This is a genomic window from Streptococcus anginosus (assembly GCF_001697145.1).
Lineage (GTDB): Bacteria > Bacillota > Bacilli > Lactobacillales > Streptococcaceae > Streptococcus > Streptococcus hominis.
This window is the reverse complement of sequence record NZ_CP012719.1, coordinates 1,203,012-1,219,333: the sequence shown is the minus strand read 5'-3', so window position 1 is coordinate 1,219,333 and position 16,322 is coordinate 1,203,012. Positions and strand designations below refer to the sequence as shown.

The window sequence follows — 16,322 nt, the reverse complement described above, 5'->3', positions numbered from 1 at the left end:
AAAAGGGATACCTATTCTAAATGACAGTAATGCTTTTCAAAAAGTAGGATATATCTTTGATATTAGTCAGACTGTATCAATGGATAAAAATGTTAATGAAGTGGAACTATGGTCTTTTGATAGAGAAAAGCATGAAAATGCATTAAAGGATATGATTGAACTACAAGGATATGACTCAAGTGAAAGCCTATTGGAGAATCTATATTCCCTTAGCAGAATATACGCGGATGAAAGCATATATGAGCTTGCGAATAATCTGAGGATTGCTGATGAAGATAGAAACTCATTTGTAAACTTTATGAGAAATTCTATTAGCTTTGCAATTTCAAATAGATTTAACCTGGATTATCCTATTCCAATGGATAACTTACAAGAAAATTTCAAGTACTTAGATAGAATTTCTTTAATGAGTGTTGGTAACTGTATTTCCAATGCTTGTAGCAATATTATTGAAGCTGCAATGGTAAGAACAAGAAATTTATCTGTCAATCAAGACCTGACAAAGAGTATAGGTGCCGATTATAATAAGCTTAACGAAAATAATAATGAATTAGGAGGTATGGAGAATGCTATTCGATCAAATGACGAAAGAGATGATAATGACAGAAACCGAATTTTCAGGGATGGAAAATACGGACGAGATAATTTCGATAATCAAAGAGAAGACTTTGAACAATCTGGAGGAAGAGAAGAAATTCATGAAAGAATTTCCGAATCCAATTTACGCAGTGATGAGATTGGACTTTCTAACAGAGAGCAGCGAGGAGAAACACTATCAAATGCTAATAGACCTTTACAAAGAGAAGAGCCTAGTGAAACACTTGATGGAAGTTCAAAAGAGAGCCATCGACTTTATGAGGAAGGAAAAGCCGAAGATGATGGAAGCATGGAAAATAGAGAGCGAAACGAATCCAGAATACAAGGCAATGATTTCGGCCTTGAAAGAGATGACAATCAAGGAAATAGTGGAAGCTTAGAAAATAGCATTGAAAAAACAAACGAGGAAGCAGAAAATGCTTCCTTTTTCTATTCTAAAGAAGATCCATACAATTTAATGACTGATGAAATGCTTGAGCGTGTTCCAAAACTTTATGATCAAGAACATACTAATCTAGGAGATACTCAGGTTCATGCAGCATACATCATTCCATTTAGAAGCAATTGGACATGGTATATGACGGAATATGATAGGGAAACAGGCGATGCATTTGGTCTTGTTTTAGGAATTGAACCAGAGTGGGGATATTTTAATATTCATGAGCTTGAAGAACTAAATGCTCAAAGACTTATTTTAGAAGATTTTCCAAAGACTTTTAGAGAGCTTAAAGACAGAGAATTAAAAAAGCAGATGGATGAACATGAGCTTCAAATGGTCTTTAATGGGGAACTCAGTTTTGAAGATCAAGTAATTCCTAAAGAAGCTAGCAATCAAGTAATAGATAAATTTGAAGAAGAATTAAGCCCTAATTTTGCTGAAGAAGTTGCCTCTATTATGGAAGAATACGAAGTCCCAAGAGATGTTGCAATTAGCAGACTTGCCAATAGTAAATTAGAAGAAGCTCTTCAAGGAACAAACATTGGGATTGATGATTTTAATTTTGAACAATTAGAACAGATTATGAGTGCCATAAAGGAGTACGATTTTTATGGAAATGAAATTACTGAGATTGCAGATCCTAAACTTCCTGTATGGAAGATGGAACATTTAAAATGGCTTATTGATGATTGGAACAAAGGCTTGGACGGTGTTACATCAGAAAAGATAAAGTATCTGAAAGAGTTAGACATTGAACTTGCTAAATTTAATGTGCTTAAAGGTTATCTAATGAATGATGAAGTAAGCATAAGTCAGATTGAAGAATTTAAGGATAACATTGACTTTGTTACGATGAGCGAGTTTGTTGATAGCCTTAAATACTACGCATATAACAATCAGAATGAGAAAGTAGCAGTTAAAGTTGGTAATGAATTTATACTTGCAAGTAAAAAAGATAGCTTAGATATTAGCCTTGAAGATACTGGAATAAAAGTAGAAGTTGATGGAGTAGAATATTCACTTAATCGAGGAGTAGATTTTAAGGAAAGCACAAAGGTTGATACTTTGATTGATAGCGGGAAATATGAAGCATATAAGATTGCTGATTATGTTGTGGAAGCTACTCAAGTTGAAGTAAAACAAGAGACACTTTTTGATTACATTAATCCAGAAGAAGATAAAGAAAAATCATTAGATTTATCTATTGGAAAAACTGTCTACATGGATCATGAGGCATATAAAATTGATGATGAAGTGAGCTTTAATGAGATTCTAAAAAAGAATGACTTAAGACTTGCTCCTCTAAGAAATGGCAATCATATGATGCCTATAGTAAGTTTTGCAGATGATAAAGAGTTATTAGAAAAGATTAGCTTTGATAGACCTAAACTACTTGTTGGAGACGAAGTTCACTATAAAGATAAAGACTACACTATAACTCGCTTTGACGAGATGGGTGGTGGTCTTAAGACTGTTACAATAAAGGATAATGTTGAGTATCTTGGGGGAATGATTACGGGTTCAGAAGTTATTCCTTATAGATTAGAAAGTGATTTAGTAAAACTTTTTGGACTTGAGGAAAATAAACAAGAGAAAGTATCAAACTTTAGAATTACAGAAGATATTTTCCCTGATAAACTTACTCCAAGTGAAAGGTTAAATAATAATCTTGAAGCCATTTCAATGCTTAACAGAGTGGAAAGTGGAGAACGAGAGCTTGATATTACAGCACAGGAAGTTTTAGCAAAATATGTAGGCTGGGGTGGACTTGCGGATGTATTTGATGAAAGTAAGGAAGGACAGTGGAAAGAGGCAAGAGCCTTCTTAAAAGAAAATTTATCACTATCAGAATATGAAGCTGCAAGAGAATCTACCCTAACGAGCTTTTACACACCGAAAGCAGTCATTGACGGAATATATAAGACACTTTCAGGTATGGGATTTAAACAAGGAAACATCCTTGAACCTTCAATGGGTATCGGGAACTTTATCGGTAATCTTCCAGATGAAATGAATAAATCAAAGTTTTATGGGGTTGAGCTTGATTCTGTTAGTGGTAGAATTGCAAAACTTCTTTATCCTGAAAGTGATGTGCAAGTTAAAGGCTTTGAAGAGACCAGTTTTTCAAACAACTTCTTTGATGTGGCAATCGGTAATGTTCCGTTTGGCGAATTTAAGGTTAATGATAGGGAATACAATCGTAATAACTTTCTAATTCATGACTATTTCTTTGCTAAATCTATTGATAAGGTGAGAAATGGTGGTGTTATAGCATTCGTCACATCATCTGGAACTATGGATAAGAAAGACGAAAGTATCCGTAAATATATAAATGCAAGAGCAGAATTTTTAGGTGCAATAAGACTTCCTAACGATACCTTTAAGGGTGTTGCCGGCACAGAAGTAACATCAGACATTATATTCCTTAAGAAAAGAGATAGTGTACTTGAGCGTGATGATGACTGGGTGCATTTATCGGAAGATGAAAATGGTCTTGTATATAATAAATATTTTGTAGACCATCCAGAACAAGTTCTTGGAAACATGAGAGAAGTAAGCGGAAGATTTGGAAAAACTCTTACTTGTGAGCCAATAGCATTTTTACCTTATGAAATAAATATGTCTTCTTTAAAAGATCGTATCGAAGCTGCAGGTGAAAGAATATCAAAAGATGCGAAGTATGAAGAGATAGAGCTACTAGATGATGAAGTAACCTCAATACCCGCAACCGATGATGTAAAAAACTTTTCCTACACAATCATAGATGATGAGGTATATTACAGGGAAAATTCACTTTTTATTAAGAAAGAAGTATCAGACAAAAACAAGGAAAAGATCAAGGATTATCTCGAATTAAATGACGCACTAAAGAATGTAATATACAAGCAAAAAGAAGAATTTAGTGAAGCTGAAATCAAAGAATCTCAGGATAAATTAAACGCAGTTTATGATAGTTTTTCTAAGAAGCATGGTTTTGTAAATAATTTAAGTAACACAAGAGCCTTAAGAGAAGATAGTAATTTCCCTTTGGTATCTTCTATTGAGATACTGGATGAAGAAGAAAACTTTAAGGCAAAAGGCGATATTTTTTCTAAGCGAACTATCACAAAAGCGAAAGTTATTGACCATGTAGATACTTCACTTGAAGCATTGGTACTATCTATTTCACAAAAAGGTTATGTAGATTTCGATTACATGACAAATCTAACGGAAAAGGATAGAAATACTCTTATAGAAGAACTTAGAGGAGAAATCTTTCTAAATATCAGGGAAGAGAATGTTAGTTTTAATCAGAAGCTTTCTTTTGACTTGGAAGATGGTGATTTGCCATTTGCTTGTAGTGATGAAACTAACTCCTTTAAGTATACCTATGTAACGAAAGATGAATACTTAAGTGGAAATATTAGAGAAAAAATAGGTATTGTAGATAGCTATATCAATAGGTTGCGACAAGCAGAACGAATGCTTCCAGAAGAAAGTGAAAACGAAAGAAAAACACTTGTAAACGAACTAAGCAGACTGGAATATCAAAAAGCAGAACTTCAAAGAGTAATGCCAAAAGAACTTGAAGCCAGTGAAATCAATGTAAGGCTTGGTGCAACATGGATTCCACCTAAAGATATTGAAAGATTCATATTTGAAACATTAAAGACTCCAGGATATGCAAGATGGGATATTAAAGTCAAATTTTCACATTTAACCAGTGAATGGAATGTTGAAGGTAAGAGCAAAGACAGGGGAAATGACCTTGCAGAAATGACTTATGGTACAAGCAGAGTAAGTGCCTATAAGCTTATTGAAGACGCTCTAAACCTAAAAGAAACAAAGGTGTTTGACCAAATCCTAAATCCAGATGGTTCAAAGACTTCGGTGCTAAATAAGAAAGAAACCATGCTTGCAGGACAGAAACAAGAGCTTATAAAAGAAGAATTTAAGAACTGGATATTTAGTGATCAGGATAGAAGAAGTAGACTAGTAAAAGCCTATAATGAAAAATTTAATTCTATTCGTAATCGAGAATATGACGGATCAAATTTAAGCTTTGATGGAATGAGTACAGATATTTCGCTTCGTTCACATCAAAAGAATGCAATTGCAAGAATACTTTATGGAGGTAACAGCTTACTTGCTCATGTGGTAGGAGCCGGCAAGACTTTTGAAATGGTAGCAAGTTCTATGGAAGCAAAGAAACTAGGAATGTGTACTAAGTCCTTATTTGTAGTGCCAAATCATCTTACAGGGCAAATTGGTCGTGAGTTTATGCAGCTATATCCATCAGCAAATATCATGGTGGCAGATAAAAAAGACTTTGAACCAAAGAATCGAAAGAGATTTATAGGGAAAATTGCCACAGGTGAATATGATGCAGTTATTATTGGGCATAGTCAATTTGAAAAGATTCCAATGTCTAAGGAATATCAACAAAAGCACATTCAAGACCAGATTGATGAGATTATCAATTATGTAGAAGAGTACAAGCATGATAGAAATCAAAATTTTACAGTAAAAGAGCTTCAAAAAACCAGAAAGAAATTAGAAACAAGGCTTGAAAAGTTAAATGATGATTTCAAAAAGGATGATGTTATTACTTTCGAAGAGCTTGGCGTAGATAAGCTGATTGTTGATGAGGCACATAACTATAAGAACCTATATCTTTATACAAAAATGAGAAATGTTGCAGGTATTGGGCAATCAGAGGCTTTTAAGTCATCAGATATGTTTATTAAATGCCGATACATGGATGAAATGACTGCTGGCAAAGGAATTGTATTTGCGACTGGCACACCAGTATCAAATTCAATGACAGAGCTTTATACTATGCAAAGATATTTACAGTACGACACTCTGAAAAAGAATGGACTAGAGCATTTTGATTCATGGGCGTCAACTTTTGGAGAAACACAATCTGCTTTTGAATTATCTCCAGAGGGAACAGGTTACCGAGTTAAGACTCGTTTTTCTAAGTTTTATAACCTACCTGAGCTTATGAGTATGTTTAAGGAAGTGGCCGATATTCAAACCGCAGATATGCTCAATCTTCCTGTTCCAGAAGCTCATTTTAAAGTCATTAAAACTGAACCAAGTGAAGAGCAAAAAGAAATACTAAAGAGCTTGTCTGAAAGGGCTGATAAGGTGCGTAATAAGTCCGTAGAGCCTGAAGAAGATAATATGCTTAGGATTACTAATGATGGTAAGAAACTTGCCTTAGATCAGCGTTTAATCAATCCATTACTACCAGATGATGAAAATTCAAAAGTTAATGTATGTGTTAAAAATGTATTTTCTATTTGGGATAAGACAAAAGAAGAAAAATCAACACAACTTCTATTTTCAGATATGTCTACACCAAAAGGTGATGGTAGTTTTAATATCTATGATGATATTAGAGATAAACTTGTAGATTTAGGAATACCAAAGAAAGAAATTGCTTTTATCCATGAAGCCAATACTGATAAACAAAAAGATGAACTCTTTGCAAAGGTAAGAAAAGGAGAAATTCGTATTTTAATGGGTTCTACTCAGAAAATGGGTGCTGGTACAAATGTGCAAAATAAACTAATTGCAATGCACGATTTAGATGTACCATGGAGACCGGCAGACCTTGAGCAGCGTGCGGGCAGAATTGTTCGTCAGGGAAATGAAAATAAAGAAGTAAATATCTATCGTTACATTACCGAGAACACCTTTGATGCCTACCTTTGGCAGACCATTGAGAACAAGCAAAAGTTCATTTCTCAGATAATGACAAGTAAGACTCCTGTCAGAGTGGCGGAAGATGTGGACGAAAGCTCCCTTAACTATGCAGAAATTAAAGCACTTGCTACAGGTGATCCAAAGATAAAAGAAAAGATGGATTTAGATAATGAAGTTACAAAACTTAAAATGCTTGAAGCAAACTACAAGTCCAATCGATATAGATTAGAGGATAAGGTTGCAAAGACATATCCTGAAGAAATAGCAAGGACTGAAAATCTAATTGAAGCAGTGAAAAAGGATATAGAAAATGTTGAGACACAAGGAAGTGGTGAAAATAAATTCACCTCTATCACGATTAATGGCGAGATAATTCGAGATAAAAAGATAGCTGGAGAAAAGCTCTTAGAAGCGATTAAAGGTGTAAAAATTAATGAAAGTAAGGTCATAGGACAGTACCGAAATATGGACTTAGAGGTAAGCTATAATTTCTTCACCAATGAACATAATTTTACTTTAAGAGGTGCTACAAACCATTCAGGAGAGCTTGGTACAAGTGCAGATGGTAATATTACAAGACTAGATAATGCTATTGATAAAATGCCAGAAAGGTTAAATCGTCTTGAAGAAAAACTCATTAGCACAAAGGAACAACTGGAAAATGCAAAAGAAGAATTAACAAAGCCTTTTGAAAAAGCAGATGAGCTAAAGACAAAAGTATTAAGACTTGCAGAATTAAACAAGCTACTTGATATGGGAGAAGTAGAAGAAAAAGAAAATCCTAATCCATTACTTGAAGATGTAAAAAGGGCTATTGTAGATTTTTGTAAAAGGGAATATGAAGATGATAGTTATACCTATGAAAATTTTAATAATCTATTTCCTGACCTTGCTCATATTGGAATCGCTTATACGACTACACCAGATGAAAAGCATGAAATTCAATATGAAATTAGCTTAGAAGACTTTACAGCTACTCAATATATCAATGGAGAACCAGTTACAAAGATTGATTATCTCAAAGACCTTGGAAGTGAAGAAAAGGCATTGGAATTTCTAAAACAAGAAATGGAATATGGAGACTTTGGAGAATTTGTATCTATTGATGATAATGACCTTAAAAAAGCATTAGGTCTTGAAAGAGATGACGATGGTAATATCTATGATCCGCTTGCAGAAGATTTGGACAATGATGGTGTGTCAGATAGATACGATAATGACTTTAGAGACAGTGATTACTTTGAAACTACTTATGATGTAGAGGATAATATTCACACAAGGGCAGAAAGCAAAGAAAAGGTATCTGAAAAACCATCTATTTTAGGGCAAATTAAGTCATATCAGTCACAAGAAAAACAAGCAGAAACACGAGAAAATAAATCAAAAGAACACGATGAACGTTAAGGGGCTTACAAGCTCCTTTTCATTTTTAGTAGAAAAATGGAGGTATATTATGAACTACAAAGAAATGAGAAATACACTAGAACAAATGGCAAACGAAAATCACGAAGATTTTGCAAAGGCACTAATTAGTTTTGAAAAAGGAATCAATGATAAAGATGCCTTGGACAAGTTATACCAGGAGTATATGGATAATGACAGTATGAGCCTACTTAATGATGAGTTTGATTATTTGATTGATGAACTTAGAGAAAATGGACAGATTAAAGAAAGTGCAGCAATCGAAAAAGAAGATAATAATCTGGTGAACATTGTTGGGAATGTCGTAGGTGAGATTGAAACAATTGAAAGAGAAAATAAAAATGGAGAAGCCTTTAAAGTAGTTAATTTTTCGGTTGTGTCAAAAGATGATGAGGGAAATAAGACTTATACAAATTGTTCGGCTTATGGAGATAAGGGAGATATACCAAAGAATTTTAAGCAAGGTGACTTTGTAAAGATTTTTGGTCAGGTAAGAACATCCATTGACGATAATGGAAAGGAACATACTAATGTTAGAATACTATCGTCTAAGCTTTTAAAAGCAAAGGAACAGATGAAGAAGCAAGAAGAAAAGAAAGAATCGGTACTTGGAGCAATAAAGAAATATAAGGCTGAAGAAAAAGCAAAACCTGTAGAAAAGAAAGAATCTCTAAAGGAAACTGAGAGATAAGATATGTCGGTGTAGTCTTCGGGCTGCACCGATTATTTTTTTGTATCCGATTCGACTTTTGCAACTATATGTAGTATGTGTTATAATATAGTGTATAAAAAATCCATTTTTATGGAATAAGGAGAAATAAAAATGAAATTTAACTACAATGGTCTTTGGAAGACACTGATAGATAAGAACATGAAGAAAAAAGATTTGATTGATAGAACAGGTATATCACCGACAACAATATCAAAGATGGTTAGAGGAGAAGCTGTTTCGTTATCTGTAATAGGAAAAATTTGCAAAGAGCTTGGAACAGATATTGGATACCTGATTTGTATTGATAAAGACATTGAGGAGGATAAATAAATGGACAAGAACATTTTTGAAATAGTAGAGGAAGTTTTAAAAACAAGAGAAAAATATGTTTCGGAAGATGATAAACTTTTGAAAGCTATTGTATATAGTGATGTTATGACGATGAATAATGAGCTACTGTCATTGTTACTTTCCAACGAACAAATTAAAGAAAGATTTTTTGAGAAAGTTGATGGTACTCTTGTTTTCGATAAGCAAAAATTTGCTTGGTTTATTGAGTCAAAAGAATTTTTGCCAGATTCTTATACTAGGTATACTAATAAAATTGGATTAACACATAATGGAGACTTTATTTCAAAATTAAATGATGTTGTTTTAGATTTTCCGTATAAAGACTGTGTTTTAGAGGGTGGTCAAGATAAAGATGATCAAAAGAGAAAAGAAATATTTTATAACGAAACCATTGCAAGCGATGAAATAACAAAAATGCTTGCTCCCAAAGTATTTACTAATGCAAAAAGATACACAAAAGATGGAATAGAAGAAAATATTGCTTTTGATGAGAATGATAATCTTATTATCAAGGGTAATAATTTGATTGTTTTATCCAGTTTGCTTAAACGATACGAAGGAAAAGTTAAGTGTATTTATATTGATCCGCCATATAATACAGGATCTGATGGTTTTGGCTATAATGATTCATTCTCATATTCTACATGGCTAACGTTTATGAAAAATAGACTTGAATTAGCTCAAAGATTATTATCAAAAGATGGTTTAATCTTTATTTCTATAGATTCTTCGAGACAAAATGCCAATGGTATTGTAGGAACATCAGCTATGCCATATCTAAATATTTTAATGGATGAATTGTTTGGAAGAGAAAATTTTATTGGTCATTTGCACTGGAAAAAGAAAAAACAACCTTCATTTTTATCTAGGATAGCTGGAGTTATGGAGTCTGTTTTGGTATATGCAAAAGAACAGAAAAATATAGGAAAATTACAGATGGGAGTACAAAGTGATTCTACTAAACGTATTGATAATGCTTCAAATAAAGCAGTATCAATGAAGATTAAAGCAGGAATAAGATATATGGGAGATAAAAATTCAGTAATAAAAAAAGGTATTTATCAAAATAAAACAATGTCAACTGAATTTTTACAAGATGTTTATATTAAAAATGGTAGAGTAACAAATGATTTTGAAGCAATTGCTAAATATAGAAATTCACAAGAAGAAATTACTAAATTTTGCGACTTAGATTTATTTTATATTACTGCAAATAATTCCTTTAGAAGATATAAAACAAAAGAAGAGGAAAAATCAGGCAAGACTATAACTGATTTATTACTTGATTGGGGGCAAAATCAAGATGCGACAGAAGAGTTAAGAAAATTATTCAACATAACAAATGATGATAAAGCTTTTGACAATCCAAAGCCAGAACTACTTATATCAAATATTATCAATGTTTCATCAGAGGTAGGAGACTTAGTTATGGACTTCAATTTAGGTTCAGGAACAACTTGTGCGGTTGCTCACAAGATGGGACGCAGATATATTGGTGTAGAGCAAATGGATTATATTCAAGACATTACTGTTGAACGAATGAAAAAAGTAATTGATGGAGAGCAAGGCGGTATTTCCAAAGATGTCAACTGGCAAGGCGGAGGTAATTTCGTATACTGTGAGCTTCTGGAAAATGCAAACACACTCATATACAATATTCAATCCACAACGGAAGATAGTATTTTGGAAGTCAAAAATGCTATTTTTTCAGACGAGCGTATTATTCCGTACATTACCAGAGATGAACTTAATAAAGTTGAATCAGATTTTGAAAGTTTATCATTTGAAGAAAAGAAACAAGCTTTGATTGCCTTAGTTGATAAGAATAAGCTGTACGTGAATTATACAGATATGAATGATCAAACTTTTAATGTTACTGAGGAAGATAAGAGATTTACAAAGTCATTCTATGAGGAGGTATAGACATGGAAAGATTGTTTTTGCATGAAGAAATTTCTGCCTATAAAACATTTGCAGATCCTATTGAAATACCTGAAATTATCTCAAAGGGTTTATCTCCCAAAATAGTATTAAGAGAATATCAAGAAGAGGCTTTTAGAAATTTTATTATCAATTTTAATAAAAGCAAGAACAAACAGATTCATAATCTGTTTCATATGGCAACAGGTAGCGGTAAGACTGTTATTATGGCAGGTCTTATACTTTATCTATATACAAAGGGATATAGAAAATTTCTTTTCTTTGTTAATCAAACGAATGTATTAGAAAAGACTATTGAAAATTTTATAAACCCTTTATCTAACAAGTATTTGTTCAATGAAACGCTCGAATATTTAGGGAACAACATAAATATTAAAAGAGTTAATAATTTTAGTGGTGGTAACATAGATGATATAGAGATTATTTTTACCACCACTCAGAAACTTCATATGGACTTGTTTGAAGCAAAGGAAAACTCAATAACCTATGATGATTTTGAAAATAATAAGATTGTATTTATTTCTGATGAAAGTCATCATATTAATTCGCTGACTAAAAAACCAACAAAAGATGAAGCTGAAGCTACTAAAAGCTGGGAGTATTCGGTTACAAATGCTTTGTATAGGAACAGAGACAGCATGATGCTGGAATTTACTGCTACTTGCGATTTGAAGGATGCAAATGTTGTGGCTAAATACAAAGATAAGATTGTTTTTAATTATCCTTTAATTTCATTTAGAGAGAGTGGATATACCAAAGATTTTCAAAATTTTGCAACGGATACGGATTTATGGACTCGAAGCCTGATGGCTCTTATTATGAGCGAATACAGGCGTTTTCTATTCGCTGATTTGAAGCTGAATATTAAGCCGGTTATCATGTTAAAATCACAAAAAATAACAGAGTCAGAAAAATTTTATACTGAGTTTTTTTCAAAAATCAAAGAACTTACAACATATGAAATAGCTAATCTTGAATTGGTTGGGATAAACGAACTTACAGAAGCTATTCAGTATTTTAAAGATAAAGACTCTACATTAGAAATTTTAGAACATTCTATAAAGAGTACTTTTACAGAGGAAACATCAATTATTATGAATGGAGCTTCTGATAACAATAAAGAAAAACAATTATTGGTAAACTCATTGGAGGATTGGGATAATCCGATAAGAGTGATTTTTGCAGTAGATATGTTGAATGAAGGATGGGATGTTTTAAATTTATTTGATATTGTTCGTTTATATGATACTAGACAATCGAGTGGAAAAGCGGGAAAAATAGGTTCGTACACTATTAAAGAAGCACAACTTATTGGGCGAGGAGCAAGATATTGTCCATTTGTTATAGATGATGAGGAATATAAGTTTAAGAGAAAGTATGACGGAGATATTGCTAATAAAAACCGTATTTTAGAGACGATGTATTTCCATAGTAAAAACGACTCAAAGTATATTTCCGAACTTAAGCAAGCACTTGTTGAAACGGGGCTACAAGCACCTGATCCGATTACTTTAGAATATAAGTTGAAAGATGAATTTAAGGATAGCGATTTTTATCGTAAGAGCTTTGTGTATTCAAATAGGAGATTGCCAAAAAGTAGAGATGAAATAAATGCTATAGAGCCGAGTATGCAGACGAAAACATATCATTACGTAGCCTTGTCTGGTAGAGGTAATATTATAAATTTGATTGGGGATAATAATGTATCGTCAAATTCTATCAAAACAAATGTAAAAAGTATCAAATTTAAAGATATAGATATGAATGTTTTGCTTGGAGCAAGTGAATGTTTTGAAGAATTAAGATTTGATATTTTAAAAATGAAATACCCGACTTTAAAATCTAAAAAGGAATTTTTGACTTCTGATAATTTTTTAGGGAATTCAAAAGTCGAGGTTACTTATCCTCATGATGAATTGAGAGGAAGAGATCTATTTTTGGCTGTAAAACATGCATTTAGTAAAGTAGCTTCTCATATTATGTCCTTAAAACCAGAATATGTAGGCTCAAGGGAATTTAGCCCTAAAATGTTAAAAGATGTGCTTAAAGACAAGAAAATATTTATTGAAAAGATTGATGCGAATGGTGGAAAGGGCGACTCACAGAATAATTGTACTAACGATAACTACAAATTAGATTTAAGAAATGAAAATTGGTATGTATTTAATGACAATTACGGAACGAGTGAGGAAAAATTATTTATTAAGTATTTTAAGTCTACAATCGAACCTAAATTACAGGCGAAAGGCTTAGAGTATTATGTTGTTAGAAATGAAAGAATCCCTGAATTAGCAATATATTCCTTTGCTGCAGGTGAAAGATTTGAGCCTGATTTCTTACTTTTTGTTAGAAAGAAAGAGATGGAAGGGAGCATAATATATCAAGGATATGTAGAGCCAAAAGGTAGTCATCTACTAGAAGAAGATGCTTGGAAAGAACAGTTCTCGTTACAAATAGAAGATGAGCATACGATTGGTGGTTTATTTACAGATGGTTATAAAATCATAGGCTTACCTTTCTTTAATCAAGAAAATAGAATGGCAGAATTTGAAGCGGCTGTAGATACTTGGATTAATAGACTATAGCCTAATAATTGTAAAATATTTAACTAGGAGGAAAAATAGAGAGTATGTTAAACAGAGATAAATTTATATTAAATTCATTGAACGATTTGGATTTAACTCCAACAATGGAAAAAAATGCGAGAGACAAATATGCAGCGTTATCTAAGTATTTAGATGAGCATGGATTAAAATCGGATTTTCATCCTCAAGGTTCATTTTTGATAGGGACAACAATTCGTCCTTACCGTGATGGGAAAGATCAAGATTATGACTTGGATATATTGGCAATATTGAAAAGAAAAAAGGAAGATACAGATGCAAAAAGTGTAAAAAATGATGTTGGCAATTGTATAAAAGAAAGTGGAATTTATTCCGATAAGTTGGAAAAAGAAGATAGAAACTGCTGGACTTTAAAGTATGCAGAAGTATCAGATGGTGTTGGGTTTTCTTTAGATATTGTTCCATCTGTTGACGAAGATATTTTGATTAAGAATGATATTATCGACTCAGGGGTTTCGTATTCTAATGCAGAAAAAACTGTTGCCATAACGAATAAAGAAGTCTCTGAATATAATTGGTTAACAAGTAATCCTATTGGTTTTGGAGATTGGTTTTTGGGAATTAGTAATCAGCATTTAACTAACGATATGAAATCAAAGCAGTACAATAATTTACCATACGATATACGAATGGTGTTTGCTAGTGCAGAAAAAATACCAACTTATTACTATAGGTCAAATTTGCAAAGAGCTGTTCAATTTATCAAGAGGCATAGAGATATTTATTACGACAGAATCAAATTAAGAAATGATAAACCATCGTCAATTCTAATATCAGCTTTAGTCGCAGACAGTGTAAAAGACAAGTGGATTTTATCGGTTTCGGAAATAGTAAATGCCTTTATAGTAGGGGTTTTAAACAGAAGCATTTCAATAATGCAAGATGATAAAATCTTAAATCCAGTTGATTTGAGAGAAAATCTTATTGAACGATATACGGATAGCAAATTGAACAATATGAATAAATGGATTGCTGAGTTAAATAATTTCATGAACATTGATGATGATAGAAAATTTAAGCAAAATATTCATAATGATATTAATACAAGAGTATTTGCAGAGTCATTTGAAACACCAACAATAATTACCCCTACAAAACCGTGGAAGAAATAATATGAGTTATGAATTAAGTTATGAAGTAAAGGAGTTATTGGATAGTCAATCTAACTTGGATGTAGAAGAAAATGATGCAGAATATATAATCCAAGGACTATACAAATACTCATTGGATTATGATGATTGTATTCTTCAAGGGGAAAGAAACATAAAACTTACAGTGCAAAAGAATTTCCCTAATAGTATTCCAAAATTTTATGTTTTTGATTATCCAGAACAAATAGAGCATATTTACGAAGATGGAAATGTTTGTTTAGCAACAATAGGAGAAATGATTTACTTTCTACATGAAAATCCTTCTTTGAAGGCTTTTATTAATAAATTTGTAAATTCTTTTATATACACTTTAGATTGGTTTGATAAATATAAGACCTATCCGTTTGGAGATAGAAAACATGGATATAAGGGATTGTTGGATTATTATTTGAATGATTTAAATTTGACTAAAGAACAATATAAGGCGATGGTATTTATAATTTATAATGATATGTACAGGGGACATATGCCGTGCATTTGTGGATCCGGGAAAAGACTTAGATCTTGTCATGGCAAATATATGTTGCCTATTATAACGAATGATTTGTATAAGAAAGAGTTTCTATATGAAGCAAGTATGATATTAACGGAGGATGGAAAAAATGACAGCAGAAAATCCTCAAAATAAAAATTTTGCTATTTCTAAAAATTTTGCCATAGCTCAAGATGTTTTTGGTGCAATAGCTTTTATATTAGCTGTTATCCAAGGAATAACAGCGGTTATTCCTGCTAAAAGTTTCCTTGTAATAGCAGGTGTAATTTTAGTGTTAGAATATGTATCGGCATATTATAAAAGTTCTTTTTTTGATAAAGGACATCGTATCAGAGAAATGGGACTTATTGATAATAGTTTTAAGGAGAAAAGAATTCCAAACTATAATAGTGAACCTTATTATAATAATTCTATTATATTAAGAGATGAAATAAAGTTATTGGCAAATATACATGAAAATTCTTTGTTTACCTCTAATATAGCGGGGAAAATGTCATTTCCATATTATTTGTTTTCAGCAATTACATTCTTATTTTTTACATTTAAACTATTTATTAGTGGTATGGATGATTACTCATCGCTTTTACTGGGCTTTATAGTATCTAGCAGTTTGTTTGATAGAGCCATTAAACTGAATTCTTTGAAAAACATATCTGAAGAAGTGTATGAGAAAGCAAATGAAATATGTAATGTATATGAAAAGTCTATGGCTGAACCGAGTGTGTTTTTGCCCAAAATAATTGATGTACTTTTACTCTATGAAAATGCAGTATTCGAAACAAAAATAATTCTATCTGAAAGAATATTTAACCAATTAAATACATCGTTGAGTAAAGAATGGTTGGACATTAGGGATAATTATTCAATATACAAAAATCAAGCAGAGATGAAGAAATAG

7 protein-coding genes and 1 pseudogene are annotated in these 16,322 nt (G+C 32.2%); all 8 read left to right on the top strand.

The genetic code is table 11. From position 1 onward, the window contains the following. Positions 1–1,024 precede the first annotated feature (1,024 nt). Positions 1,025–8,134: pseudogene (locus tag SanJ4206_RS05900) on the top strand (helicase-related protein); the annotation flags it as partial. 49 nt (positions 8,135–8,183) lie between these two features. Then, positions 8,184–8,843 (top strand): DNA-binding protein, encoded by a 660-nt coding sequence (locus SanJ4206_RS05895; protein WP_157622055.1) that lies wholly within the window; start codon positions 8,184–8,186, stop codon positions 8,841–8,843. Positions 8,844–8,975: 132 nt separating this feature from the next. After that, positions 8,976–9,194 carry a helix-turn-helix domain-containing protein gene (locus tag SanJ4206_RS05890; RefSeq protein WP_157622054.1) on the top strand — a complete coding sequence of 73 codons (219 nt, stop codon included), beginning with the start codon at positions 8,976–8,978 and terminating at the stop codon, positions 9,192–9,194. Then, a complete protein-coding gene (locus tag SanJ4206_RS05885) occupies positions 9,195–11,138 on the top strand; it encodes a DNA methyltransferase (RefSeq protein ID WP_157622053.1) in 1,944 nt (647 codons plus the stop codon). A 2-nt stretch (positions 11,139–11,140) separates the two neighbouring features. Continuing rightward, complete coding sequence (locus SanJ4206_RS05880; RefSeq protein ID WP_157622052.1) at positions 11,141–13,741, top strand: DEAD/DEAH box helicase family protein; 2,601 nt, start codon at positions 11,141–11,143, stop codon at positions 13,739–13,741. A gap of 44 nt (positions 13,742–13,785) precedes the next feature. Continuing rightward, positions 13,786–14,892: a nucleotidyltransferase domain-containing protein gene (locus tag SanJ4206_RS05875; RefSeq protein WP_157622051.1), complete on the top strand. Its 1,107-nt coding sequence runs from the start codon at positions 13,786–13,788 to the stop codon at positions 14,890–14,892. Position 14,893: 1 nt separating this feature from the next. Next, on the top strand, positions 14,894–15,559 hold the full coding sequence (locus tag SanJ4206_RS05870; RefSeq protein WP_157622050.1) for a hypothetical protein: 666 nt from the start codon (positions 14,894–14,896) through the stop codon (positions 15,557–15,559). Continuing rightward, positions 15,534–16,322 (top strand): hypothetical protein, encoded by a 789-nt coding sequence (locus SanJ4206_RS05865; RefSeq protein WP_157622049.1) that lies wholly within the window; start codon positions 15,534–15,536, stop codon positions 16,320–16,322. The genes SanJ4206_RS05870 and SanJ4206_RS05865 overlap by 26 nt, the downstream gene beginning before the upstream one ends.

What these genes read in the sequence shown, in the direction of transcription:
- SanJ4206_RS05895 (WP_157622055.1), top strand. Translation starts at nt 8,184, where the DNA reads ATGAACTACAAAGAAATGAGAAATACACTAGAACAAATGGCAAACGAA.
- SanJ4206_RS05890 (WP_157622054.1), top strand. Translation starts at nt 8,976, where the DNA reads ATGAAATTTAACTACAATGGTCTTTGGAAGACACTGATAGATAAGAAC.
- SanJ4206_RS05885 (WP_157622053.1), top strand. Translation starts at nt 9,195, where the DNA reads ATGGACAAGAACATTTTTGAAATAGTAGAGGAAGTTTTAAAAACAAGA.
- SanJ4206_RS05880 (WP_157622052.1), top strand. Translation starts at nt 11,141, where the DNA reads ATGGAAAGATTGTTTTTGCATGAAGAAATTTCTGCCTATAAAACATTT.
- SanJ4206_RS05875 (WP_157622051.1), top strand. Translation starts at nt 13,786, where the DNA reads ATGTTAAACAGAGATAAATTTATATTAAATTCATTGAACGATTTGGAT.
- SanJ4206_RS05870 (WP_157622050.1), top strand. Translation starts at nt 14,894, where the DNA reads ATGAGTTATGAATTAAGTTATGAAGTAAAGGAGTTATTGGATAGTCAA.
- SanJ4206_RS05865 (WP_157622049.1), top strand. Translation starts at nt 15,534, where the DNA reads ATGACAGCAGAAAATCCTCAAAATAAAAATTTTGCTATTTCTAAAAAT.